This window comes from Hydrogenophaga sp. BPS33, assembly GCF_009859475.1.
GTDB lineage: Bacteria > Pseudomonadota > Gammaproteobacteria > Burkholderiales > Burkholderiaceae_C > Hydrogenophaga.
The window spans coordinates 5,336,524-5,359,471 of the sequence record NZ_CP044549.1 but is presented as its reverse complement, the minus strand read 5'-3'; the positions used below and the strand labels follow the sequence as shown (position 1 = coordinate 5,359,471).

At 66.2% G+C, this 22,948-nt stretch carries 22 protein-coding genes and 1 other RNA gene; 16 read left to right on the top strand and 7 right to left on the bottom strand.

Annotated elements, in window-relative coordinates:
• Window positions 1-14: 14 nt before the first annotated feature.
• The 4 genes from F9K07_RS24705 to F9K07_RS24690 are packed head-to-tail and all read right to left on the bottom strand — an operon-like array spanning window position 15 to window position 3,549.
• Entirely contained in the window at window positions 15-578 is a 564-nt protein-coding gene (locus F9K07_RS24705) for a 3-isopropylmalate dehydratase (RefSeq protein WP_159595932.1), read from the bottom strand.
• Window positions 575-1,858: a 3-isopropylmalate dehydratase large subunit gene (locus tag F9K07_RS24700; RefSeq protein WP_159595931.1), complete on the bottom strand. Its 1,284-nt coding sequence runs from the start codon at window positions 1,856-1,858 to the stop codon at window positions 575-577. The genes F9K07_RS24705 and F9K07_RS24700 overlap by 4 nt, the downstream gene beginning before the upstream one ends.
• Complete coding sequence (locus F9K07_RS24695; protein ID WP_159595930.1) at window positions 1,855-2,544, bottom strand: RraA family protein; 690 nt, start codon at window positions 2,542-2,544, stop codon at window positions 1,855-1,857. The genes F9K07_RS24700 and F9K07_RS24695 overlap by 4 nt, the downstream gene beginning before the upstream one ends.
• A gap of 3 nt (window positions 2,545-2,547) precedes the next feature.
• Entirely contained in the window at window positions 2,548-3,549 is a 1,002-nt protein-coding gene (locus F9K07_RS24690) for a Bug family tripartite tricarboxylate transporter substrate binding protein (protein WP_159595929.1), read from the bottom strand.
• Between the two features lie 210 nt (window positions 3,550-3,759).
• Between F9K07_RS24690 and F9K07_RS24685 the strand changes: the two genes are divergently transcribed.
• Both F9K07_RS24685 and rnpB read left to right on the top strand, forming a co-directional pair.
• Window positions 3,760-4,686, top strand: coding sequence for a LysR family transcriptional regulator (locus F9K07_RS24685; protein WP_159595928.1), 927 nt, complete (start codon window positions 3,760-3,762; stop codon window positions 4,684-4,686).
• Window positions 4,687-4,732: 46 nt separating this feature from the next.
• Window positions 4,733-5,082, top strand: an RNA gene (rnpB, locus tag F9K07_RS24680) — RNase P RNA component class A.
• Here the strand turns inward: rnpB and F9K07_RS24675 are convergent.
• The gene (locus F9K07_RS24675; RefSeq protein ID WP_159595927.1) at window positions 5,077-5,985 is read right to left on the bottom strand and encodes a LysR family transcriptional regulator; all 909 of its coding nucleotides are present in this window, start codon (window positions 5,983-5,985) and stop codon (window positions 5,077-5,079) included. The genes rnpB and F9K07_RS24675 overlap by 6 nt on opposite strands.
• A gap of 93 nt (window positions 5,986-6,078) precedes the next feature.
• Between F9K07_RS24675 and F9K07_RS24670 the strand changes: the two genes are divergently transcribed.
• Genes F9K07_RS24670 through F9K07_RS24655 form a run of 4 tightly spaced genes read left to right on the top strand, consistent with a single transcriptional unit; the run spans window position 6,079 to window position 10,167 of the window.
• Entirely contained in the window at window positions 6,079-6,957 is an 879-nt protein-coding gene (locus F9K07_RS24670) for an FAS1-like dehydratase domain-containing protein (protein ID WP_159595926.1), read from the top strand.
• A 7-nt stretch (window positions 6,958-6,964) separates the two neighbouring features.
• A complete protein-coding gene (locus tag F9K07_RS24665; protein WP_159595925.1) occupies window positions 6,965-8,134 on the top strand; it encodes an acyl-CoA dehydrogenase family protein in 1,170 nt (389 codons plus the stop codon).
• A gap of 1 nt (window position 8,135) precedes the next feature.
• Window positions 8,136-9,317, top strand: coding sequence for a CaiB/BaiF CoA transferase family protein (locus tag F9K07_RS24660; RefSeq protein ID WP_159595924.1), 1,182 nt, complete (start codon window positions 8,136-8,138; stop codon window positions 9,315-9,317).
• Window position 9,318: 1 nt separating this feature from the next.
• Window positions 9,319-10,167, top strand: a complete 849-nt coding sequence (locus F9K07_RS24655; protein WP_159595923.1) for an HpcH/HpaI aldolase/citrate lyase family protein — start codon at window positions 9,319-9,321, stop codon at window positions 10,165-10,167.
• 108 nt (window positions 10,168-10,275) lie between these two features.
• Here the strand turns inward: F9K07_RS24655 and F9K07_RS24650 are convergent, their stop codons facing one another.
• Together F9K07_RS24650 and F9K07_RS24645 are read right to left on the bottom strand one after the other, a co-directional pair.
• The gene (locus F9K07_RS24650; RefSeq protein WP_159595922.1) at window positions 10,276-10,689 is read right to left on the bottom strand and encodes a low affinity iron permease family protein; all 414 of its coding nucleotides are present in this window, start codon (window positions 10,687-10,689) and stop codon (window positions 10,276-10,278) included.
• A gap of 19 nt (window positions 10,690-10,708) precedes the next feature.
• On the bottom strand, window positions 10,709-12,430 hold the full coding sequence (locus F9K07_RS24645; protein ID WP_159595921.1) for an MBL fold metallo-hydrolase: 1,722 nt from the start codon (window positions 12,428-12,430) through the stop codon (window positions 10,709-10,711).
• Between the two features lie 104 nt (window positions 12,431-12,534).
• On the opposite strand from F9K07_RS24645, the gene dapF reads away from it, so the two are divergent.
• The 10 genes from dapF (at window position 12,535) to mraZ (ending at window position 22,941) form a co-directional block, all read left to right on the top strand.
• A complete protein-coding gene (gene dapF, locus F9K07_RS24640) occupies window positions 12,535-13,437 on the top strand; it encodes a diaminopimelate epimerase (protein ID WP_159595920.1) in 903 nt (300 codons plus the stop codon).
• 157 nt (window positions 13,438-13,594) lie between these two features.
• On the top strand, window positions 13,595-14,275 hold the full coding sequence (locus F9K07_RS24635; RefSeq protein ID WP_159595919.1) for a DUF484 family protein: 681 nt from the start codon (window positions 13,595-13,597) through the stop codon (window positions 14,273-14,275).
• A gap of 64 nt (window positions 14,276-14,339) precedes the next feature.
• Window positions 14,340-15,329, top strand: coding sequence for a tyrosine recombinase XerC (locus F9K07_RS24630; protein ID WP_159595918.1), 990 nt, complete (start codon window positions 14,340-14,342; stop codon window positions 15,327-15,329).
• A 96-nt stretch (window positions 15,330-15,425) separates the two neighbouring features.
• Complete coding sequence (locus F9K07_RS24625) at window positions 15,426-15,872, top strand: DsrE family protein (RefSeq protein ID WP_159595917.1); 447 nt, start codon at window positions 15,426-15,428, stop codon at window positions 15,870-15,872.
• Between the two features lie 48 nt (window positions 15,873-15,920).
• Entirely contained in the window at window positions 15,921-17,003 is a 1,083-nt protein-coding gene (locus tag F9K07_RS24620) for a CobW family GTP-binding protein (RefSeq protein ID WP_159595916.1), read from the top strand.
• Window positions 17,004-17,276: 273 nt separating this feature from the next.
• Window positions 17,277-18,347 carry an RNA polymerase-binding protein DksA gene (dksA, locus tag F9K07_RS24615; RefSeq protein WP_159595915.1) on the top strand — a complete coding sequence of 357 codons (1,071 nt, stop codon included), beginning with the start codon at window positions 17,277-17,279 and terminating at the stop codon, window positions 18,345-18,347.
• 48 nt (window positions 18,348-18,395) lie between these two features.
• Window positions 18,396-20,243: an STAS domain-containing protein gene (locus F9K07_RS24610; RefSeq protein ID WP_159595914.1), complete on the top strand. Its 1,848-nt coding sequence runs from the start codon at window positions 18,396-18,398 to the stop codon at window positions 20,241-20,243.
• 68 nt (window positions 20,244-20,311) lie between these two features.
• A complete protein-coding gene (hslV, locus tag F9K07_RS24605; protein ID WP_159595913.1) occupies window positions 20,312-20,857 on the top strand; it encodes an ATP-dependent protease subunit HslV in 546 nt (181 codons plus the stop codon).
• A gap of 5 nt (window positions 20,858-20,862) precedes the next feature.
• The gene (hslU, locus tag F9K07_RS24600) at window positions 20,863-22,203 is read left to right on the top strand and encodes an ATP-dependent protease ATPase subunit HslU (protein WP_159595912.1); all 1,341 of its coding nucleotides are present in this window, start codon (window positions 20,863-20,865) and stop codon (window positions 22,201-22,203) included.
• 321 nt (window positions 22,204-22,524) lie between these two features.
• Window positions 22,525-22,941 (top strand): division/cell wall cluster transcriptional repressor MraZ, encoded by a 417-nt coding sequence (mraZ, locus tag F9K07_RS24595; protein ID WP_159597090.1) that lies wholly within the window; start codon window positions 22,525-22,527, stop codon window positions 22,939-22,941.
• Window positions 22,942-22,948: the final 7 nt, after the last annotated feature.

Here is a 22,948-nt window from a genome sequence, read left to right as displayed (position 1 = left end):
CGTGCGGCCCGGTTCTAGGCGGGGGTGTGTCGCTGAACCGGGGGTGACGCCGTGGCAGCTTGCGGATGCTCGCGCAGCCAGTCGGCCAGAAAGCCGCGTGAGCCGCCGCGCATCACGATGTCGGTCAACACGGGTGGCAAAGCGGCCACGCGCTGAGCGGTGCCTTGCGAATGGTTGGTGACTTCGCCGGTCATGAAGTCGATCGTGACGCGGTCTCCGTCCCGGAACTGGCCGTGGTCGTTGCGCACCTGGCTTAGCACCGGAACGCCTTTGGAAATCGCACCGCGCAAAGACTTGTAGGGGATGGATTCGCACAGCGCGGACATGCCCAATGCGGCCATGGCGATGAACCCCTGGAAGTGTGGTTTGCCGCACGCGAACCGCCGCCCGGCCACCAGGATGTCGCCCTGTTGCACCCGAGCGGCGAAGGACGGGGACACCGCGCGCAGCAGCTCCGGCACGAGCAGGGCCGGGTCATCGATGCGTTCGATGGCCATCTGGAACGGGATCAGGCCCTCGTCCAGTGGAAGGTCGTCGCCAAACACGTGGCAGAACCCGGTTTTTTGGAAGTGGTTCATGGGTGTTGCGTGGTGTTGGGCAGGAGCGTTCTGGGGTCTGTGATGCGGCCTTGCACCGCCGACGCGGCCACTGTCCAGGGACTGGCGAGATAGGCCTGCGAGGTGCGCGATCCGAACCGACCTGAGTGGTTGGTGGCGGCGGTCGAAATGGACACTTCGCCATCGGCCATCGGGCCCATGATCCCGCCGGCACAGGGGCCGCAACCGGGCGGCAGCACCACGGCACCCGCGGCGAGGAAGGTCGATTGCAGACCCTCGGTGACGAGGCGTTGAGCGGTGTCCACCGTTCCTGGCACGATGAACAAGCGCACGTGCTCCGCGATGCGCCGGCCATGGAGCACGCTGGCCGCAGCCACGAAGTCCTCGTACATGCCGGAGCCGCAGGAGCCGATGTAGGTGTGGTCCACGTGTTGGCCGGTCACGCTGTCAATGTCGACCCCGTGGTGCGGTCCGCCCGGCAGAGCCACCTGAGGGCCTAGCGCCGAGATGTCGAGCGATATGACCGACTCGAATGCGGCGTCGGCGTCGCTGCGCCAGTCTGCAGCACCGACAGGGGCTCCACCATCGATGGGGTGGAACAGCACATTCGCCACACCGATCTCGGTTAGCGAGTTGCACAGGGCGACCCGTTCTGAGCGGGGCAGACGATCGGCGAAGTCGCCGCAGAATTCGATCACGCGGTTGTCGTGCTGTGCGGGCAGCTCGCCCCGCGCAAACAAGGTCGTGATGTGAAACCCGATGTCCCGTGCGCTGACCGCAGGCCCGGGTGTGCCGCGCAGTTCCACACGCACGGTGGCGGGCACCTGCTCCCACAAGGTGCCACAGGCCAGCACCGTCGTGATTTCAGGCCCTGGTGCCGTGGCCAATGCGCCCACGGCACCAAAGGTGGTGCAGTGCATGTCGTAGCAGGACAAATACATGCCCGGTTGCACGAAGCCTCTTTCGAGCGGGAACAGGTGGCCATGGCCGCCGCGCCCCACATCGAAAAATTGCCCGACGCCCCAGGCGCGCGCGATGTCGCGGATCTTCTTGCCTCGCAAAGCGGCCTTGGGGCTGGCGTAGGCAACCTCGTGATCCGTCACGAACATCACCCGCTCCGGGCGGACGATCGAGGCATAGCCCAATGCCGACAGTTCCCGGTGGGCCGTTTCGATGTACCCGTCGTGCAGGATCACCAGGTCCGGTTGCGGTGACACCACCTCGCCGGCCCGCACGTGGCGCAATCCACTGGCACGCGCCAGAATTTTCTCGGTCGCGGTTTGCGCGATGCGGGTGCTCAAATGGAATCTCCTCGGTGGCGTGGGGTCTGGGTGACAGGTGGGAGGCGCGACGCCAGGTGTGCTTTGGCCTGCATCACTTGGGCATAGCTTCCGCCATTGGCCAGCATGCGTTCGGTTTCGTGTTCGAAGGCCAGCCGTGCCCGCAGCGCGAGCAAGGCATTGGCCGCTGTCGCGCGTGGAATGACCACCACACCGTCGTCGTCGGCGCACAGGGCGTCGCCCGGGTGGATCCATTGGCCGCCGATGCACACGGGAACCCCGCTTGTGCCGCCACAGCCGCGTTTCCAGCCATGTGCCACGGTGCCGCGCGCGAAGACCGGGAAACGATCGGCGCGCAACGCGACCACGTCGCGGACGTAGGCACTGCTGACGATGCCGGCAATGCCGCGCCTTTGGGCGATGGACGCGGCTGTGCCGCCCCATGTGCAGGCCGTGCCCGTCTCGCCCGCATCGATCACGATGACCGAACCGGGAGGCGCCTGGTCGACCGCCTCCACGATTGCGTTGCACGCGCCGGACGGTGTCTGAACCGTGAAAGCCGTGCCCACACACAAGGTGTCGGGCACCAGTGACCGGATCTCGGGCGCCAGCGCGCCGCTCTGGCCAGCGGCTTCGTAGGCCGCACCCGCCGACGCCTGCGTCAACAGAGCGACCAGCGCGGCCACGGCTGCTGCTTCGGACGGCATCCCTCACTCCTTGGGGATTTGAGCGGCCGTGGCGATGTCGCCCCAGCGGCGTTCGTCGGTGCGAAGGAAGGCCGCGAATTGCGCCGGCGTGTTGGGCGGCGCCAGCGTGATTCCCGCGTTGCCCAGCCGCTCGCGCAAGGCGGGGTCCCGCATGCCTTCCTGCAGCACGGCATTGAGCCGTTGGCTGATCGACGCAGGAATGCCTTTGGGCCCCATCAGACCGACCCAACCCTCAATTTCGAAGTCGCGCAGATCCGTCAGCGTCGAAGACGCTGCCGTACGTGCATTGGGCAACATGGCCACCGGTTGCAGGCTGGCCACCGCCAATGGCTTGAGCTTGCCGGATTCGATGTGGGGACGGGCCGAGAGAACCGCGTCGAACATGAACTGCACCTGGCCGCCGATCAGGTCGGTGAGAGCTTGGGGGCTTCCCCGGTACGGCACGTTTTGCACGTTCAGGTTCAGGCGCGCAAGGAATGCCGCCGAGGTCAGGTGCTGGATCGTGCCCGAACCGGCGGTGGCGTAGGCAAATTGCCCTGGCTGTTGGCGCACGGCGCCGACAAAGTCTTCCAGGCGGTCGTATGGCGCGTTCTTCGGGACCAGCAACACCATGGGCGCCACCGCCACGCGCAGGATCGGTGTGAAGTCGGTCAGGATGTTGTAGGGGATGGAGCGGTAGATCGCCGGGCTGATGGTCGACGAGGTCGATGTCATCAGCAAAGTGTGGCCGTCCGGCTGCGACCGGGCGACAAAACCGGTGCCGATCTGACCGGACGCACCAGTCTTGTTCTCGACGATGACGGGTTTGCCGAGTTTGCCGGACAGGTATTCCCCCAGGATGCGAGCGGCCACATCCGACGAATTGCCGGGCGGGAAGGGGGCGACGATCAGGATGGGCTTGCTGGGATAGCCGGGTTCGGCGTGCACCTGGGGCGCGAGGATTGTGGCGCTCAACACCAGCGCGCTGGCGGCGCGCAGGAACGAGCGTGTGGTCATGGGTGGCATGGTGTGTCTCCTGTCGGCGCAGATGCGCTGGATGGTGGTCGATCACCGATGTCGAACGCGCGGGTGTCGAGATGCGTCCGGGGTGTCGTTTGTCTGCGAGGCGCAGTCTAGGTTTAGGTAGATGCTTTTGACAAACGCGATATTCTTGTTGATTGAGATGTTTTTCGGGACAATCCGTCTTTGTCGCCAGCGCGCCCCATTGAGATTGAGATGACCGACTTCCCATCGCTGCCCAGTGCCATCAACCTCAAGCTGTTGCACACCTTCATGTTGGTGGGCAATGCCCAAAGTTTTCGGGTGGCAGCGGACCGTTCGCACCGGTCTGGATCGGCCGTGAGCAGTCAGATCCGGCAGCTCGAAGAGCAGTTGGGGTTGTCGCTGTTCCACCGCACCACGCGCCAGGTTCGGCTGACCCAGGATGGCGAACGCTTGCTGCAACACGTGCGTCGGGCAATGGCAGAGGTGGAGGCTGGCCTGATCGAGTCGAGAGAGACGGCCAGTTTGCAGCGCGGTGTCGTGTACCTGGCTTGTGCGCCCACGATCGCGAGCAGTTGCCTGGCCCAGGTGCTGGTGGCGTTCGGGCAGCGCTACCCGGGTATTCGTGTGTATGTGCGCGAAATCACCGCCGCAGCGCTGTACGAAAGCGTGCGCAGGGGCGAGGTCGATCTTGGTGTGAGCGTAGAGTTCGATGCGGCCGATCTCGTGTTTGAGCGTCTGCTGCTGGACGAAATGGTAGCGCTGGTGCCGCGTGCATGGCATGACGGACCTGCGCCGTCGATCACGCTGAAAGCCCTGTCCCGCATGCCCTTGTTGGTGCTGGAGCAGGGCACGGCGTTGCGGGACATTGTGGAAAAGGCGCTGGCTTCACAGCGGTTGGAACTCGCCACGCGTTACCAGTTCATGCAGTCGCAAACCTTGATCTCTATGGCCGCAGCGGGCCTGGGAGCCGCCGTGATCCCCGCGATCGCGGTGCCGGAATGGCTGCCGCCGTCGATCCACAAGGTCAAGATCGTTCGCCCACGCATGGTGCGCACGATTGCCACCGTCACGCTGGCAGGGCGGTCGTTGTCGCCGGCAGCGGCCAGAATGGCAGCGCTGTTGAAAGAGTTGTTGGGGGCCCGTGCCACGCCATCCTGATGGGTCGGCAAGAGAGGTGGCGAACAGGGGCGATAATTCCTGCCGTGAAGCGCACCAGACCGCCGCTGGCACGACATCCCGAAAGGGTGTGCTGGAGGAACGTCCGGACTGCACAGGACAGCGTAGGAGGTAACACCTCTCCGCCGACAAGCCTTGAGAGTTCGCTCGATGGGCCCTAAGGTGAGGATCAGAGCAACAGAGACGAGCCGCTTCAGTGCGGGTGAAACGGGCAATCTCTACGCGCAGCAATACCAAATAGGCCGACGTTGACGTGGTTCCGCGGAGTCGGCGGGTAGGTAGCACCGAGCCGGGGGGTGACCCCCGGCCCAGATGAATGGCGGTCACATCCGGGGCAACCCGGATGCACAGAATCCGGCTTATCGGTGCGCTTCACACTTTTCCTGCATCGGGCGCGTGGAACGCCACCAACGCATCCACCAGCGCCTGCGCGAACGCCGGCAACGGCTCGCCTTCGCGCGAGATGACGAAGCGCTCGCGCACCCGCCACGCGTCCTTGAGCTCCACCTGCACGAGCGGCATGTCGACCAGGCTGCGCCGCGCGCTGCTGGCCGGCACGATGCCGATGCCCACGCCGGTGCCGATCATGCGGCAGACCGCGTCGAAGTTGGAGAGCTGCACCCGGATGCGCATGGGCTTGCCGGTGCCTGCCGTCATCGACGCCAGAAACTCGGTGAGCGTGCTGCTCGGGTGCATGCCGACGAAGTCTTCGTCCAGCGTGTCGGCAAAGGCCATCTGCTTGCGGCGAGCGAACCGGTGGCTGCGCGGCACCACCAGCACCAACCGGTCGGTGCTGAAGTGCATGGCCTTGATGCCGGGAGCATTCACCCTGGCCGAGACGATGCCCAGATCGGCGCTGCAGTCGAGCACGTCGGTCAGGATCTCGGCATTCTGGCGCTCCTGCAATTCCACGTTGACGCGCGGGTGCGCCTTGAGAAAGCCCGGCAGCACCTGGGGCAGGATGTCGGTGAAGGCGGTGGTGTTGGCGTGCACCCGCACGTGGCCGCGCAGGCCGCGCGAGTACTCGTTGAGCTCCGCGCGCAGGGCCTCGGTTTGGCGCAGGATGGCGCGCGCATGGTGCAAAAAGGCCTCGCCCGCCGGGGTGAGCGCCACGCCCCGAGCCTTTCGAATCAGCAATGGCACGCCGGCCGCGTCTTCCAGCGCTTTCACGCGCGCACTGGCCGCCGCGAGGGACAGATGCCGCGTGTCGGCACCATGCGTGATGCTGGATTTTTGTGCGATCGCAATGAACAGGCGCAGGTCGATGGCATTGAAGTTCATGCGCGCCATTGTCCCTGAGGCTTCGGGTTTTCCGAAGCCTCGGTCGGGAAATGGCGCATTGTGCGAAGTCAGGCGCACGGGCACGATCCCGGCATGGACACCTCAAATCACCGCATCACGCCTGCGGCACTGGAACACCTGCGCGACTGGGTTGGCCGCGAAGAGACCGTCGACGACGACCTGAGCGCCGCCCCGGTGCGGGGTATGGCCGCGATGCTGGATCTCGCCAAGGTGCCGGGCGCTCGTGGCGAAGCGCTGCGGCCGCTCTGGCATTGGCTCTACTTTCTGCCGCGCGCACCGCAAGCCGAATTGGGTGATGACGGGCACCCGCGGCTTGGTGGCTTTCTGCCACCGGTGCCCCTGCCGCGCCGCATGTGGGCCGGTGGCCGCCTGGAATGGCTCGCGCCGCTGCACGTGGGCGACGTGGTGCGGCGCAGCTCGCGCATTGCCTCGGTGGCCCACAAGGCGGGGCGCTCGGGCGATCTCGTGTTCGTCACCGTGCGCCACGAGGTCTCGCGCGATGGCGAAGTGGCGCTGACCGAGGAGCAGGACATCGTCTACCGCGCGGCCGCGCAGCCGGGCGACCCGGTGCCCGTGGCGCAGCCCGCGCCCACGGATGCCGTGTGGTCGTGCGACATCCGGCCCGACCCGGTGCTGCTGTTTCGCTACTCCGCGCTCACCTTCAACGGCCACCGCATCCACTACGACCGCGACTACGCCACCGGCGTGGAAGGCTATCCGGGTCTGGTGGTGCACGGCCCCCTGATCGCCACGCTGCTGTGCGAGCTCGCCGTCCAGCAGCGCCCCGACGCGCGCTTGCGCCGCTTTGCGTTCAAAGCAGTGCGTCCGACCTTTGACACCTCCCCGTTGCGCGTCTGCGGCAAACCATCGGCCGATGGCCAGAGCGCCCAGCTCTGGGCGCAGGACCACGAAGGCGCGCTCACGATGCAGGCCGACGTCCAGTTTGCATAAGACTCCCATGAAACAGCAAATCCCCGCACCCGATCAGTACCAGGACATCCGCGACGCCGTGCGCGACCTCTGCAGCCGCTATGACGCGGCCTATTGGCAGGGCGTCGATGGCGCGCGCGGCTATCCCGAGGCCTTCGTCGACGCGCTCACCGGCGCGGGTTGGCTGGCCGCCATGATCCCGCAGGAATACGGCGGCTCGGGTCTGGGCCTGGCCGAAGCGTCGGTGGTGATGGAAGAGGTGAATCTCTCGGGCGGCAACGCCGGCTCGGTGCACGGCCAGATGTACAACATGGGCACGCTGCTGCGCCACGGTTCGCCTGAGCAGAAGCGCCAGTACCTGCCCGGCATCGCCAACGGCAAACTGCGCCTGCAGACCATGGCCGTGACCGAGCCCACCACCGGCACCGACACCACGCAACTCAAGACCACGGCGGTGCGCAAGGGCGACCGCTACGTGGTCAATGGGCAGAAGGTATGGATCTCTCGTATCCAGCACTCCGACCTGATGATCCTCCTTGCTCGCACCACGCCCTTGGCCGAGGTGAAGAAGAAGAGCGAGGGCATGAGCATCTTCATCGTCGACCTGCACCAGGCCATCGGCCATGGCATGACGATGCGTCCGATCATGAACATGGTGAACCACGAGACCAACGAGGTGTTCTTCGACAACCTGGAAATTCCGGCAGAGAACCTGATCGGCATCGAAGGGCAGGGCTTCAAGTACATCCTCGACGGGCTCAACGCCGAGCGCACCCTGATCGCGGCCGAGTGCATCGGCGATGCCTACTGGTTCGTGAACAAGGCGCGAGCCTACGCCAACGAACGCGTCGTCTTCAACCGGCCCATCGGCCAGAACCAGGGTGTGCAGTTTCCGATCGCCGACGCGTTCATCGAGGCCGAAGCGGCGAACCTGATGCGCTGGAAAGCCTGCTCGCTGTTCGACGCAGGAAAGCCCTGCGGCGGCGAAGCCAACATGGCCAAGTACCTCGCTGCCAAGGCCTCGTGGGAAGCGGCCAACGTGTGCCTGCAAACCCACGGTGGCTTCGGCTTCGCGCACGAGTACGATGTGGAGCGCAAGTTCCGCGAGACGCGGCTGTACCAGGTCGCGCCGATCTCCACCAACCTCATCTATTCGTACGTGGCCGAGCACCTGCTGGGCTTGCCCAGGAGCTTCTGACATGCTGCGACCGCTGGATGGCATCACCGTCGTATCGCTGGAACACGCCATCGCCGCGCCCTTCTGCACGCGGCAACTGGCCGATCTCGGCGCGCGCGTGATCAAGGTGGAGCGCCCGGGCAGCGGTGATTTCGCGCGCGACTACGACCACCGCGTCCAGGGCCTGTCTTCGCACTTCGTGTGGGCGAACCGCTCCAAGGAAAGCCTCACGCTCGACCTCAAGCAGCCCGAGGCCTTCGCGGTGCTCATGGAATTGCTGAAAGATTCGGACGTGTTCGTGCAGAACCTCGCCCCCGGTGCGGCCGCGCGCATGGGCCTGGGGCACGCCGCGCTGCAGGCGCTCAACCCGCGCCTGGTGTGCTGCGACATTTCCGGTTACGGCGAAGACGGCCCCTACCGCGACCGCAAGGCATACGACCTGCTGATCCAGAGCGAAGCGGGTTTTCTGGACGTCACCGGCACACCCGAGGAGCGCTGCAAGGCCGGCAACTCCGTGGCGGACATCGCGGCCGGCATGTACGCCTACAGCAACATCCTTTCGGCGCTCCTGCTGCGCGGGCGCACGGGCGTGGGCTCGCACATCGACGTGTCGATGCTCGAAGCACTGGCCGAGTGGATGGGCTTTCCCATGTACTACGCCTACGACGACCAGCCCGCACCCACGCGCCAGGGCGCGTCGCACGCCACCATCTTCCCCTACGGTCCCTTCCGCGCCGGCGATGGCCAGGACGTGATGCTGGGCCTGCAGAACGAGCGCGAATGGCGCGCGTTCTGCGATCAGGTGCTGATGCAGCCGGCGCTGGCGAGCGACCCGCGCTTCGACCTGAACCCCAAGCGCAGCGAGCGGCGCGCCGAGTTGCGCGGCATCATCGAAGCGGTGTTTGCGGGCCTGAGCGCGCAGGAGGTGGTCGCGCGGCTGGACAGCGCACAGATTGCCAACGCCTACGTGAACCGCGTGGGCGATCTCTGGACGCACCCGCAGCTGGCCGCGCGCGAACGCCTGCGCACCATCGGCTCGCCCGTGGGCGCGTTGAAAGCCTTGCTACCGCCCGGCGCGAACGACTGCTTCGACTACCGCATGGACGCGGTGCCCGGCATTGGCGAACACAGCGAAGCGATTCTGCGTTGCCTGGGCCGCACGGACGACGACATCGCCAGAATGCGCACCAATGGAGCCGTTTGAAATGAACCTGTCTTCTGCCCGCAGCTTTCTTTTTGTACCGGCCTCGCGCCCGGAACGCCTCGCCAAGGCGCTTGCGTCGGCGGCCGGTGGTGTGATCGTGGATCTGGAGGACGCGGTGTCGCCGGCCGAAAAACCGGGCGCGCGTGCCCAGTTGGTCGAGGCGCTGGCGGCGCTGGACGCAACGCAGCGAGGCCGTGTGCTGGTTCGCATCAACGCCCCCGGCACCGAATGGCATGTGCCAGACCTCAGCGCCATCGCACCGTGGTGCGCGCAAGGGCTGTGCGGTGCCATGGTGCCCAAGGCCGAGTCGGCGCAAGACCTGCACGCCGTGGCCAGTGCGCTCGGGCCCGCGGCCGCGCTCGTGCCGCTGGTGGAGTCGCTCGCGGGCCTGGACGCGTTGCCGCAGATCGCTGGCGCACGCCAGGTGCGCCGCCTGGCGTTCGGGCATATCGATTTCCAGCTCGACCTCGGCCTGCGGTGCACGCCGGACGAGCCCGAGCTGGCGGCGGTCCGCTTCCAGATCGTCGCGGCATCGCGGCGCGCCACGCTGGCCGCGCCGATCGATGGCGTCACGGTGGCGCTGTCCGATGGAGAGGCGACGAAGCGCGACGCCGTGCGCGCGCGCGCCGCTGGCTTTGGCGCCAAGCTGTGCATCCACCCTTCGCAGGTGGACACTGTGAACGCGGTGTTTGCGCCCACCGAAGAAGAGGTCGCCTGGGCGCAGCGCGTGCTGGTGGCCGCGCAAGCCAGCGGTGGTGCGGCGATCCAGGTGGACGGCAAGATGATCGACCTGCCGGTCATCCGCCTGGCGCAGCAGACCTTGGGACAGGCCCCGCACCGCAGCGCGTGAGCTGGACCACTGCGAGCCCATGCCAACACCGCATGCCTGGGTGAGTTCTGTCGCAACGCGGTGGTGGTCGGGGTTGTGGCAAGGGCAAGGCCGAACCCGGTAGCGCGCTCAAGTCTCCGGGCTGTCCGTGTCCTGCTCGCCGCGCTGGAGCCGTGCGCGTGCCTGCGCCGCCAGGGCTTCGTACTTCGCGCGAAACGCGTCGAGTTCTTCCTCTTCGAGTTCTTCCAGGTCCAGCAGCGCGGTGTGCGCGCCCTGGGTGGCGCGGATCAGTTCGTCGAGCTTCACGTGCATTGCTTCCGTGTCGCGGTTCTGCGTGTTCTGGATCAGGAAGACCATCAGGAAGGTGATGATGGTCGTGCCGGTGTTGATCACCAGTTGCCAGGTGTCGCTGAAGCCGAAGATCGGGCCGGACACCAGCCACACCACGATGAGCGCGGTGGCCAGCGTGAACACGCGCGGGCGGCCGCAGAAATGGGAGGCCGCTTTGGCGAAGCGCGAATACCCGTTGGTGGATTTGGCCATCGCGTTCGCTCCCCGTGGATCAAAGGTTGAAGCCGCCCAGGCTCTGGATGTGTTCCACGTGGGCCATCAGAGAGCGCTTGGCCACGGGCCACAGGCGGTCGGGCACGTCGTCGTAGGCGATCTTCACCCAGTCGTCGGGCGTGCCTTCGGGCAGGGCCTGCAGCGCGCGCGCCACCTTGGCCTCGCGTGCGAGGCGGTGTGCCTTGAGGTGGGCAATGGCCGCACGAGCGCCGCCGTTCACGGGCGCGCTGGGGTTGTCCGCCGCGCGGCGCAGATCGCCCAGCACGTAACCGTGCGCGGGCAGCAGGAATTCGATGCCGTGGCGTTCGCACACCGCGTCGAGCTTGTCCAGCGAATCGAGGTAGGCGCCCATGTTGCCGTCGGGCGGGTCGATCACGGTGGTGCTGCCGTTGAGGATGTGGTCGCCGGTGAACAACAGGCCGTCTTCCACCAGCGCCAGGCACAGGTGGTTGGCCGCGTGACCCGGCGTGTGCACCACCTCCAGCGTGTGCGACACCGTGGCCTCGCCCGACTGGCCCAGCAGGACGATCTGCTCGCCATCGGCCAGCGCGCGCTCGGGTGTGAAGCGGCTGTTCTCGCGCGACGTATCCGCGCTGGGCAGGCCCAGGATGGGCGGTTTCTCCAACCCGGCGGCCACGCACAGCGCTTGCAGGCGCGGCGCGCCGGGCGAGTGGTCGGGGTGCGAGTGCGTGCAGACGATGGCCTGGATGCGCCCACCCGCCGCGCGCCACAGCCGCTCGATGTGCGCGGGCTCGTCCGGCCCGGGGTCGATCACGATGTGGCCGGTGGCCGGGTCGCCCACCACGTAGCTGTTGGTGCCCGGGCCGGTCATGTAGCCCGGGTTGGGCGCGGTCAGGCGTTGCACGTTCTTGAGCAGCTGAACCGCTTGTTCGTGCTGCCAGTCCAGGCTGTGCACGAGTTGGCCGTCGGGGCAGACCATGGCGAGTTCGCCGAAGGCGGGCTCGTGCTCCATGTAGCGCTTTTCGGTGCCATGCACAAGGCCTCCGCGCGGGCAACTGGTCCACAGAGGTTCGTCGTTGGCCGCACAGGCGTCCAGCACCGCCTGCACGTTGGCGTAGGCCTGCAGCCGCTCGAGCGTGCGAATGGTCGGGAAGATGATGAAGAAGCCACCGGCCTTGTGGCGTTCCAGCGCGTCGGCCGGGCGCACCCAGCACGGTTCGAACTGCTCGGCCTCGTCGGCCACCGGTTGCTGTCCTTCGGGCATGCGCGCGACCAGGAAGGGCACGTCGAAGCGGCGCGGCAGGTCGCGGTCGGTGATCCAGTGCGCCAGCACGAACACGCCCGCGCCATCGAGCGTCAGGCCCTGGGCCTGGCACTGCGCGGTGAACGGGGCGTTGCGCTCGAGCATCGCGATGTCGCTGTCGTCCACCGGCGATCCGTCGGCGCGGTGCGCCAGTAACACGCCGAGTTCTTCGAAGCTTTCGCGGATGGCAGCAATGGCCTGCGTGAGGTGCAGGTCGCTTTGCGTGGCGCGACGGCTGGACATGCCGTGGGACTGCGCATCGGCGGCATCGATGCCGCCGCCGGGAAACACGTAGGCGCCGGGCGCGAAGCTGGCCGTCATTGAGCGGCGCGTCATCAGCACTTCGATGCCGGGCTTGGCGGGGTCGGCGCTGTCGCGCAACAGCAGCACGGTGGCGGCGGGCCGCACAGCAGCGAGCGGGCGGAGCGGGTGTAGGAGTTGGGTGGGGCGAACCATGCGGCATTTTGCGTCAACACCTGGGAGCCTGCGCGGCAGAAGGGGCATCGGCTGCAACGCTCGACAAACCGGTCGCGCGGCGCACTCGGCGGATAATGGTTTTCATGCACATCCGATTCACCAAGATGCAAGGCGCAGGCAACGACTTTGTCGTGCTCGACGAAACGCAGGGCCTGCTCGGCCTGAGCGCCGCGCAATACCGCTTCCTGGCCGACCGCCACTTCGGCGTGGGCGCCGATCAGATCCTGAGCGTGCGCGCCTCGCCGCGCGAAGGGCTGGACTTCGAATACCGGATCCACAACGCCGACGGTGGCGAGGTCGAGCAGTGCGGCAACGGCGCGCGCTGTTTCGTGCGCTACGTGCACGACAAGAAGCTGACCACGCGCAACCCGGTGCGCGTGAAGGTCCAGAACGGCGAACTCGAACTTCACATGCACGAAGACGGCCGCGTGACGGTGGACATGGGCGCGCCCGTGTTCGCGCTCGACCGCGTGCCTTTCAATGGCGAGGGCCTGCGGCCCGAGACCATGGGACGCTTCGAGCGCTGGCCGCTGGCGCTGCCCTATGCGGGCGACGTGCCCGTGGCCGTGCTCTCCATGGGCAACCCGCATGCCGTGCTGCTGGTGGACGACGTCGATACCGCGCCGGTGGCCTCCTGGGGACCGTGGATCGAATCGCACGAACGTTTTCCACGCCGCGTGAACGCCGGCTTCCTGCAGGTGGTAAGCCGCCACGAAGTGCGCCTGCGCGTGTACGAGCGCGGTGCCGGTGAAACGCTGGCCTGTGGCACGGGCGCCTGCGCCGCCGTGGTCGCCGGCATCCGCCTGGGTCTGCTGGACGCGCGGGTGGACGTGCACACCCGAGGCGGCGTGCTCACGATCGAATGGCGCGAAACGCCTCTGCACGATCAAGCTGTTTTCATGACCGGCCCGGCCACCACCGTGTTCGACGGGGACATCGACGTTCCCGACCTGGCGTGCAGCCCCGCCAATGGCTGCACAAAATGAAATCGAAGCATTCGTGCCCAGGGCGAGGCGCAAACCGGAGCGAAAGGCGACGGTATCGCGAGGATTTGCAACGCTGCTCTGGGTGCGAAGGCGCGATTTCATGTGCAGCCATTGGTGGGACTGCACGCCAACCTGATCTTCCTTTACCCTTGCTGCCATGAACGCCAACAACATCCCTCCGATCACCGAAGACGACATTGCCAACTACCTGATCAACACGCCCGACTTTTTCGAGCGCCACGCCAGCCTGCTGGCCGCGGTGCAACTGACGAGTCCCCACGGCAACCGGGCGGTGAGCCTGCAGGAACGCCAGGCCGAAATGCTGCGCGAGAAGATCCGCAACCTCGAATTGCGGGGCGCGGAGATGATCCGCCATGGCCACGAGAACACCGCCATTGCCGACAAGCTGCAACGCTGGACGCGCGAGTTGCTGCTGACGCGCGAGGCGCGCGATCTGCCCGCCGTGGCGGTGCGCGCGATCACCGAGCATTTCCTCGTGCCCCAGGTGGCCATCCGCGCGTGGGGCGTGGCGCCCGAGTTCGCCGACGAGCCCTTTGCCCAAGGCGCCAGCGAAGACGTGAAGGCCTTCGCCGATTCGCTCATGCGTCCCTATTGCGGTGGCAATCCCGGCCTGGAAGCCGCGCAGTGGCTGGAGGACCCGGCCGGCGCGGTGTCCCTGGCGCTCATTCCCCTGCGCGCCGGCCTGGCGCCGCAAGCCTTTGGTCTGATCGTGCTGGCCTCTGCCGACTCCAGCCGCTTCGCCCCCGACATGGGCACCGATTTCCTGGAGGGCATCGGCGAACTGACCGGCGCGGCCCTCTCCCGGTTGAGGCCTTAGGGCCTGTTCACACTGTTTTCCCAAGATGCGTTGCGGATCAAAAAGGCCATGTGAACAGGCCCTCATGAGCGACGACCGCGCACGGGTACAGGCCTATCTGGACCACGTGCGCGTGGAAAAGCGCCTGGCCGATCGCACGGTGGCGTTGTACACGCTCGATCTGGAGAAGCTCAGCACGCAGGCGCGCGAAGCCGGCGTGCTCTTGACGGCCGTGCAGAACGCGCACATCCGCCGCTGGGTGGCGCAGATGCATGGCGCGGGCCGCAGCGCGCGCGGCATTGCGCTCATCCTCTCGGGCTGGCGCGGTTTCTATGTCTGGCTCGGCCGTCAGGGCCTGATCGACCACAACCCGGTGCAAGACGTGCGCGCGCCCAAGGCCGGCAAGCCCCTGCCCAAGGCCTTGGGCGTGGACGACGCCGTGCAACTGGCCACGCACCACGAAGAGGCCGACGACCCGGCACTGGAAGCGCGTGACGCCTGCATCACCGAGCTGCTGTACGGCTGCGGTCTGCGCATCGGCGAACTGGTGGGGCTGGACGTGGCCGCCAGCGGCCAGGCGCGTGGCTGGATCGATGCGCAGGAGGGCGAGGCGCACGTGCTGGGCAAAGGTGCCAAGCGGCGCAGCGTGCCCGTCGGCCGCCAGGCGCTGGCAGCCCTGGCGGCGTGGCTGGCCCAGCGCGCCGCCTGGGCTGGCGACGATCCGGCGCTGTTCATCGGCTCGCGCGGCCAGCGCCTGACGCCCCAGCACATCCGGGTGCGCCTGAAGCGGCGCTCGCGCCTGGCCGGCCTGGCCACGCCGGTGCATCCGCACATGCTGCGCCACTCTTTCGCCAGCCATGTGCTGCAGTCCAGTGGCGATCTGCGCGCGGTGCAGGAACTGCTGGGCCACGCCAGCATCAGCACCACCCAGGTCTACACCCGGCTCGATTTCCAGCACCTCGCGCAGGTGTACGACGCGGCGCACCCGCGTGCCGGCACGCGTGCCGGGCAGGCGCCGGACCCCTCGCCCGCCGTGGCCGAAACGACCAAGCCGCGCACCACGCGCTCGCGCTGAGACATACCCCCTGGCGCCACGCTGTCATGCATTGCCTGTAGGATGCTCCCCGCCCAACACGGGCCCCGCCTTTATTCCGACCGGAGACCAACCCCCATGTCCAAGTTTCTTGCCATCCTCAAAGCCCTGTTGATCAGCAGCGTGGTGGCCGCCGGCGCCCAGGCGCAGGCCCAGGCCACGGCGCAGCCGGCGATCAAGGTCGTGTACCACCTGAGCGATGGCATTCCCCAGGCCACGCGTGCGATCCAGAACATCCGCAACCACCTCGCCGCCGATCCCACGGCCAAGATCGTCGTGGTCACCCACGGCGCGGGCATCGACTTCCTGCTCGACGGTGCTACCAATGCGCAGCAGCAGTCGTTTGCCGGCTCCATCGGCGATCTCTCGGCCAAGGGCGTGGACTTCTTCGTCTGCAACAACACCCTGGTGGCCCGCAACATCGACGCGGCCAAGGTCGCCATGGAAGCCAAGATCGTGCCCTCGGGCGTGGCCGAAGTGGCCCGCCTGCAGGCGCGCGAAGGCTACGTGTACCTGCGTCCTTGAAATCGCAGGCCGTCCTTCTTCCCCCATTTCTTTTTGCCCGTGCCCACCATGTCCCTGATTCCCGCGACCATCCTCACCGGCTTCCTCGGCTCGGGGAAAACCACCTTGCTCAAACGCGTGCTCAGCGAGGCCCACGGCCAGAAGATCGCGGTGGTGGAGAACGAGTTCGGTGAAGAGAACATCGACAACGAGATCCTGGTGGCCGACACCCAGGAAAACATCATCCAGATGAGCAACGGCTGCATCTGCTGCACCATCCGCGACGACCTGCGCACCACTCTGCAGGATCTGGCGCAGAAAAAGCGCAAGGGCGAACTCGATTTCGAGCGTGTGGTGATCGAAACCACCGGCCTGGCCGATCCTGGCCCGGTGGCGCAGACCTTCTTCATGGACGACGAGATCGCCGAGCAGTACCTGCTGGACTCCATCCTTACCCTGGTCGACGCCAAGCACGCCGCCGAGCAGCTCAATGAGCGCCAGGAGGCGCGCCGCCAAGTCGGCTTTGCCGACCAGATCTTCATCAGCAAGGCCGACCTGGTGAGCGAAGACGACCTGGGCGCCCTCACGCACCGCCTGAAGCACATGAACCCGCGCGCGCCCATGCGCCCGGTGCACTTCGGCGACGTGAAGCTCCAGGAAGTGTTCGACCTGCGCGGCTTCAACCTCAATGCCAAGCTCGACATCGACCCGGACTTCCTCAAGGCCGATGACCACGACCACCACGGACACGATCACGGTCATGACCATGACCACCACGGCCACGACCATGCGCACGGCGAGCACTGCGACCACCCCTCGCACCAGCACGGCCATGGCCACCACCATCACCACGACGACGATGTGAAGAGCTTCGTCTACCGCGCCGACCGGGCGTTCAGCCCCGAAAAGCTGGAAGACTTCCTGGGCGCCATCGTGCAGGTGTACGGCCCGCGCATGCTGCGCTACAAGGGCGTGCTGAACATGCAAGGCACCGATCGCAAGGTGATCTTCCAGGGTGTGCACCAGCTCATGGGCAGCGATCTGGGGCCGGTGTGGGCCGAAGGCGAGCCGCGCATCAGCAAGATGGTGTTCATCGGCATCGATCTGCCCAAGGACATCCTGGTGCAAGGCCTGGACCAGAGCCTGGTCTGAGAGACCCTGTCGTGGCATTTGTCGCGCTTCCCCAACGACCCGCCGAGGACTGGGCGCGGGAATGCGGATGCCATCCCTGGGCCTCGTTACAATCGCGGCCCAAGTTGACTGGGAGGTTCCCATGGCGGGCATGGCGGGCTCGGTGCCGAAAGCCGTGCCGCAATGGGGGTATAACGTCGCATTCGGCGGGCCAGCGTGGGTTTTCTCGGCATCTGCCCGAGATCGCGCTCGGTCCGAGATTCGGTTGTGTTTGTCACTGACAGGAGACCCCTTGTGAAAGCCCCGGCTACCAAGACTGCGAAATCAGGCAAACCTGCGGCGTCGGCGGCCAAGAAGAGCACGGTGGTTTCCCCAACCAAGAAGCCGGCGGCCAAAAAGCCAGCCGTGAAGGCCGTCGCCAAGCCGGCGTCCAAGACCGCAGCCAAGACTGCGCGCACGCTCCCGAAGGCAGCTCCCAAGGCCCCCGCCAAAACCAAGGTGGTGGCCAAGGTGGCCGCCAAGGCGGTGCCCAAGGCAACGGTCAAACCCGCAGCCAAACCCACTCACACGACGAGCAAACCCGCTGTTCCCACCAAGAGTGTCCAAGCTCCGGCCAAGAAGTCCGCCGCAAAAGCCACTACCAAAGCCCCTGGACCTTCTGTGCCCCTCTCTGCCGCTCCTGCTACCACCACCCACGCCGCCGCCGCCAAGCGTCCATCGGCCGCTCCGGCGCAGGCCGTGATCGAGCCCGCGCCACGCCCTTTGGGCAAGCGCGCGGCCAAAAAGGTCATGATGGAGCAGATGGCGCAGGCGGAGGTGGTTCCCACCCATGCCCCGGACGCCGCCAAGGCGACCTTTTCTCATATGAATGAACGTGCCGTGATGACCCCACCCGTGCCCTCCTCGATCCAGAAGGATCCCAAGCGCGCCAACAACTGGAAAACCCTTCCGGTTGAGCAACTCACCGATCCCGACATCCAGGCGATGCCCGACGGCGAGTACATGAGCGATCTGCAGTTGGCGTATTTCCGCCGCAAGCTCTCCCAGCTCAAATCCGACATGCTGGCCAACGCGGGCGAAACCACCGAGCACCTGCGCGAAGACACGGTGGTGGTGCCCGATCCCGCCGACCGCGCCACCATCGAAGAAGAGCATGCGCTGGAGTTGCGCACGCGCGATCGTGAACGCAAATTGCTCAAGAAGATCGAGCAGGCGATTGCCCGCATCGACGCGGGTGATTACGGTTACTGCGAAGAAACCGGCGAGCCCATTGGCGTGGGCCGGCTGATGGCCCGCCCCACGGCCAGCCTCTCGCTGGAAGCCCAGCAGCGCCGCGAACTCAAACAGAAGATGTTCGGGGACTGAACGCCCGCCGCCGTTTCTTTTTGATTTCCTTTTCGGTACCGATCGCTCATGTCCAAGGACGATTCCAACGGCGGCTTCTTGTCCAAGGTGGTGAGGTTCGTGCGCCACCCCACCACGAGTTGGTCGGACCTCGACACCCGGGCGGCCGACCGCGAGAGCGAGTACAGCAAGGCCGCGCTCAAGGAAATGATCGAGCGCAAGCGCCGCAACGACTTCGTGCGCAAGCGCGAATTCGACATGCTGCGCAAGATCCGCAGCCGCGAAGGCACGGGTGCCGAAGGTCCGGGCATGCGCCCGTCGTTCTTCCAGAGCAGCCTGCCTTCCAAGCCGGACGACCGGGCCGAGACCTTGAAGAAGATCGACGAGATCGAAGCCCAGATGTCGATGCAATGGTGGAAGACCAAGGGCCCAGACTCCCTGGTCAGCACCGGTTCCGGGCTCAACACCCAGGCGCAACTGCCTGGGAGCGCGCAGCCCAAATCCCGCGCGGCGCCCGAGGCCGTCGCGCAACCCGATCTCAATGCCCGGCAGCGCAAGGCGCAGTACGACGAAACCGAGCCGGGCCCCTTGCACCATGCCGCGTCCACTGCGCCGGCGCCGCTGTCGCTCAATGAGCCGGCGCTGAAGATTCCTACTGCTGCCGCCGCGGCCGCGCACCACACGCAAGACGCGCTCGACACCGTGCCCGCCGCGCCGCCGTCCCTGGTGCGCACCGGCTTGATGGCGCCCACCGCCTCCAGCGATGCGGGCACCACGGGTTTTTCCGCGTCGCGTTTCTACGCCCTCGACGTTCAGGAAATCGCCCACGATCCGGAGGTCGAGGAGGCCGCGATCCGTTTTGCCAACGGCGATGACGCCGGGGCCGAGCAAGGTTTGCTGGAGGTGCTGGGCGAGGGTGGGGCGAAGGCCGGCCACACCGAGGATTGGCTGGCCCTGTTCGATCTGTACCGCGCTACCGGACAGCTCGCGCCTTTCGAGAGCCGTGCGGTGGACTTCGTCAACCGCTTCAGCCGTTCCGCGCCCCAGTGGTATGACATGCCCGGCGCGGTCTCCAGCATGACAGGCAAGACCTACACACCGTCGAGCGGCCCCAACCGTGCCGTCTGGGCCAGCGAGCCCGAGCTGGATGCGCATGCCGTGGGCACGCTGCAGAACGTGCTGCTGCGCGCGCCACAACCCTGGGTGCTGGATTGGACGCCCCTGGAGAGCATGGACCTCAAGGCCGCGCGCGCTTTGCTGGGCATCTTCACGCTCTGGGGCGATCAGCAGACCGAGTTGCGCTTCATGGGTGCGAGCAACTTCCGCGAACTGCTCAAGCGCCAAACGCCCTCGGGCCGGCGCGATGTGGAGCAACTCTGGTGGGAGTTGCGCATGGCGGTGCTGCGCGTGATGAATCGGCCCGACGAATTCGAGTTGACCGCGCTGGACTTCTGCGTGACCTACGAGGTCTCGCCTCCCGGGTGGGAGAAGCCGCGCGCGCAATACGTATCGCTCTCCAGCGAGAAGCCTGGCGAAGCCGGCCAATCGGTGTTGGGCGAGTCGGTGCTGGAACAGGTCCCCTCTGTGTTCACCGGCCTGGACTCGCAGCAGGACAGCCAGCCGAGCGGGTTCAACCAGCTGGGCCTGGTGGAGCTGTCGGGCGAGATCCGTGGTGATCCACAGTCCACACTGGAAGAGCTCGAGCGCCGCATCCAGGGCGCGGACGTGCTCATCATTTCCTGTCGCAACCTCATCCGCGTGGACTTCTCTGCCGCGGGTACCCTGCTCAACTGGGTGTCCGACCACCACGCCAATGGGCGCACCGTGCAGTTCGTGGACGTGCACCGCCTGGTGTCGGCATTCTTCAACGTCATCGGCATCACCGAATACGCCAAGGTCGTCGTGCGCGTCGACTGAAGCCCGACGCCTGCGCCGGCCCCTGAGCAGCGGTTGCAATCGGCCTTTTCGTCCCCACATTTTTTGCCATGGAATCTTTTCACGGAACCACCATCGTTTGCGTGCGCCGCGAGACGCCGCAAGGTGTGCAAGTCGCCATTGGCGGTGACGGCCAGGTCACCCTGGGCAACATCGTCGTCAAGGGCACAGCCCGCAAGGTGCGCAAGCTCTACAACGACCAGGTGCTGGCCGGGTTTGCCGGTGCCACCGCCGACGCCTTCACCTTGTTCGAGCGCTTCGAAGCCAAGCTCGAAAAACACCAGGGCCACCTGGTGCGTGCGGCGATCGAACTCACCAAGGAGTGGCGCACCGACCGCGTGCTGCGCCGCCTGGAAGCCATGCTCGCCGTGGGCGACCGCACGGCGGCGCTGATCATCACCGGCAATGGCGACGTGCTCGAACCCGAGCACGGCATCGTGGCCATCGGCTCCGGCGGTGCCTATGCGCAGGCCGCGGCCAAGGCCCTGATCGACCACACCGAGCTGAGCGCCGAAGACGTGGTGCGCAAGTCGCTCGCCATCGCCGGTGAGCTGTGCATCTACACCAACATGAACCACACCGTGGAAGTGCTCTGATCCCCATGTCGTCCATGACCCCGCAAGAAATCGTCTCCGAGCTGGACCGTTTCATCATCGGCCAGAAGGGCGCCAAGCGCGCCGTGGCCATTGCGCTGCGCAACCGCTGGCGGCGCCAGCATGTCGATGAGAAGCTGCGGCCCGAGATCACGCCCAAGAACATCCTCATGATCGGCCCCACCGGTGTGGGCAAGACCGAAATCGCGCGGCGCCTGGCGCGACTGGCGGACGCACCCTTCATCAAGGTCGAGGCCACGAAATTCACCGAAGTCGGCTACGTGGGCAAGGATGTCGACAGCATCATCCGCGACCTGGCGGAGATCGCCATCAAGCAGACCCGCGAGGTCGAGATGCGCAAGCAGCGCGTGCGGGCCGAGGATGCGGCCGAAGACCGCGTCCTCGACATCCTCATTCCACCTGCGCGGGCCACCGCTGCAGAACCGGCCAGTGCCGTGGCCGCGCCCGAGAGCACCGCGCGCCAAACCTTCCGCAAGAAGCTGCGCGAGGGCCAACTGGACGACCGCGAGATCGAGGTCGACCTGGCCGAGCCGCGCCCGACCATGGAAATCATGGGGCCGGCCGGCATGGAAGACATGGCCGAACAATTGCGTGGCATGTTCAGCCAGATGGGCGCTGGCCGGCGCCAGACGCGCAAGCTCAAGATTGGCGAGGCCATGAAGCTGCTGATCGACGAGGAAGCGGGCAAGCTGGTCAACGAAGAAGAGATCAAGACGCGCGCCCTGCACAACGCCGAGCAGAACGGCATCGTGTTCATCGACGAGATCGACAAGGTGACCTCGCGCAGCGATGGCGGTGGCAGCGGCGAGGTGTCGCGCCAGGGCGTGCAGCGCGATCTGCTGCCGCTGGTGGAAGGCACCTCGGTGACCACCAAGTACGGCATCGTCAAGACCGACCACATCCTGTTCATCGCCAGCGGCGCCTTCCATCTGGCCAAGCCGAGCGACCTGATCCCCGAGCTGCAGGGGCGCTTTCCGATCCGCGTGGAGCTGCAGTCGCTGTCGGTGGACGACTTCGAAGCCATCCTCACGCAGACCCACGCCTCGCTGGTGCGCCAGTACCAGGCGCTGCTGGAAACCGAAGGCGTCACGTTGTCGTTCGCACCCGAAGGCATTCGCCAGCTGGCGCAGATTGCCTGCGACGTGAACGAGCGCACCGAGAACATCGGCGCGCGCCGCCTGGCCACGGTGATGGAGCGTCTGCTCGACGAAGTGAGCTTCGACGCCTCTCGCCTGCAGGGCCAGACCATCACCATCGACGCGGCCTATGTCAACGGCAGGCTGGCCGAACTCAGCCGCAACGAAGACCTCTCGCGCTACATTCTTTGAGGTTTTCCGCCACCGGCGCCCCGCCGGTGGTTTGCACAGGCCCGCCCGCACCCGCTGCGGGCGCCGCGCCACCCGTCGCCTTCCACCTGATCATTTGTACAGCCCTTGCTGCAACAGGGTTTTCAAGCATCACATGCAGTGCATGTTGTAAGTGCTTGCTTTTGCTGCATTTTCGTGCGGCATTTGGCTTCTAAATGTTTCCTAAGTGGTTGATTTCATTGCAAAAATCTGTATTCGGTGACTTGCCGGACTACTTTTTCCTGCTACAGTGGAAAAAAGTGCAATTAAGTGGTGAAAAGTGTCTTTTAAGGCTTGATCGCAGTGTTCCAAGGCGCGTCCTCTCTCAGTCTCGATGCCAAGGGTCGGCTTTCCATGCCGACCCGGCACCGTGACGCCCTGGGCGCGGCACTGACCATCACCAAACACCCCCACGGCTGCCTGATGGTATTTCCGCGCACCGCCTGGGAGCAATTCCGCGAACGCATTGCCAACTTGCCCATGTCGGCCCAGTGGTGGAAGCGCATTTTTCTGGGCAACGCGATGGACGTGGAAATGGATGGTTCGGGCCGCTTGTTGGTTTCGCCGGAACTGCGCGCGGGCGCGGGCATCAGCAAGGACGTGGTGCTGCTCGGCATGGGCGCGCACTTCGAACTGTGGGATGCGCAGGTGTATGCCGCGCAGGAAGCCGAAGCCATGAAGGCCGAGATGCCCGATGTCTTCAAGGACTTTTCTTTCTAAGGCCGGC

Bases quoted from the DNA above. Each gene is read 5' to 3' on its own strand.
- F9K07_RS24705 (WP_159595932.1), bottom strand. From the start codon at position 578: ATGAACCACTTCCAAAAAACCGGGTTCTGCCACGTGTTTGGCGACGAC.
- F9K07_RS24695 (WP_159595930.1), bottom strand. From the start codon at position 2,544: ATGCCGTCCGAAGCAGCAGCCGTGGCCGCGCTGGTCGCTCTGTTGACG.
- F9K07_RS24690 (WP_159595929.1), bottom strand. From the start codon at position 3,549: ATGCCACCCATGACCACACGCTCGTTCCTGCGCGCCGCCAGCGCGCTG.
- F9K07_RS24685 (WP_159595928.1), top strand. From the start codon at position 3,760: ATGACCGACTTCCCATCGCTGCCCAGTGCCATCAACCTCAAGCTGTTG.
- F9K07_RS24675 (WP_159595927.1), bottom strand. From the start codon at position 5,985: ATGAACTTCAATGCCATCGACCTGCGCCTGTTCATTGCGATCGCACAA.
- F9K07_RS24670 (WP_159595926.1), top strand. From the start codon at position 6,079: ATGGACACCTCAAATCACCGCATCACGCCTGCGGCACTGGAACACCTG.
- F9K07_RS24665 (WP_159595925.1), top strand. From the start codon at position 6,965: ATGAAACAGCAAATCCCCGCACCCGATCAGTACCAGGACATCCGCGAC.
- F9K07_RS24660 (WP_159595924.1), top strand. From the start codon at position 8,136: ATGCTGCGACCGCTGGATGGCATCACCGTCGTATCGCTGGAACACGCC.
- F9K07_RS24655 (WP_159595923.1), top strand. From the start codon at position 9,319: ATGAACCTGTCTTCTGCCCGCAGCTTTCTTTTTGTACCGGCCTCGCGC.
- F9K07_RS24650 (WP_159595922.1), bottom strand. From the start codon at position 10,689: ATGGCCAAATCCACCAACGGGTATTCGCGCTTCGCCAAAGCGGCCTCC.
- F9K07_RS24645 (WP_159595921.1), bottom strand. From the start codon at position 12,430: ATGGTTCGCCCCACCCAACTCCTACACCCGCTCCGCCCGCTCGCTGCT.
- dapF (WP_159595920.1), top strand. From the start codon at position 12,535: ATGCACATCCGATTCACCAAGATGCAAGGCGCAGGCAACGACTTTGTC.
- F9K07_RS24635 (WP_159595919.1), top strand. From the start codon at position 13,595: ATGAACGCCAACAACATCCCTCCGATCACCGAAGACGACATTGCCAAC.
- F9K07_RS24630 (WP_159595918.1), top strand. From the start codon at position 14,340: ATGAGCGACGACCGCGCACGGGTACAGGCCTATCTGGACCACGTGCGC.
- F9K07_RS24625 (WP_159595917.1), top strand. From the start codon at position 15,426: ATGTCCAAGTTTCTTGCCATCCTCAAAGCCCTGTTGATCAGCAGCGTG.
- F9K07_RS24620 (WP_159595916.1), top strand. From the start codon at position 15,921: ATGTCCCTGATTCCCGCGACCATCCTCACCGGCTTCCTCGGCTCGGGG.
- F9K07_RS24610 (WP_159595914.1), top strand. From the start codon at position 18,396: ATGTCCAAGGACGATTCCAACGGCGGCTTCTTGTCCAAGGTGGTGAGG.
- hslV (WP_159595913.1), top strand. From the start codon at position 20,312: ATGGAATCTTTTCACGGAACCACCATCGTTTGCGTGCGCCGCGAGACG.
- hslU (WP_159595912.1), top strand. From the start codon at position 20,863: ATGTCGTCCATGACCCCGCAAGAAATCGTCTCCGAGCTGGACCGTTTC.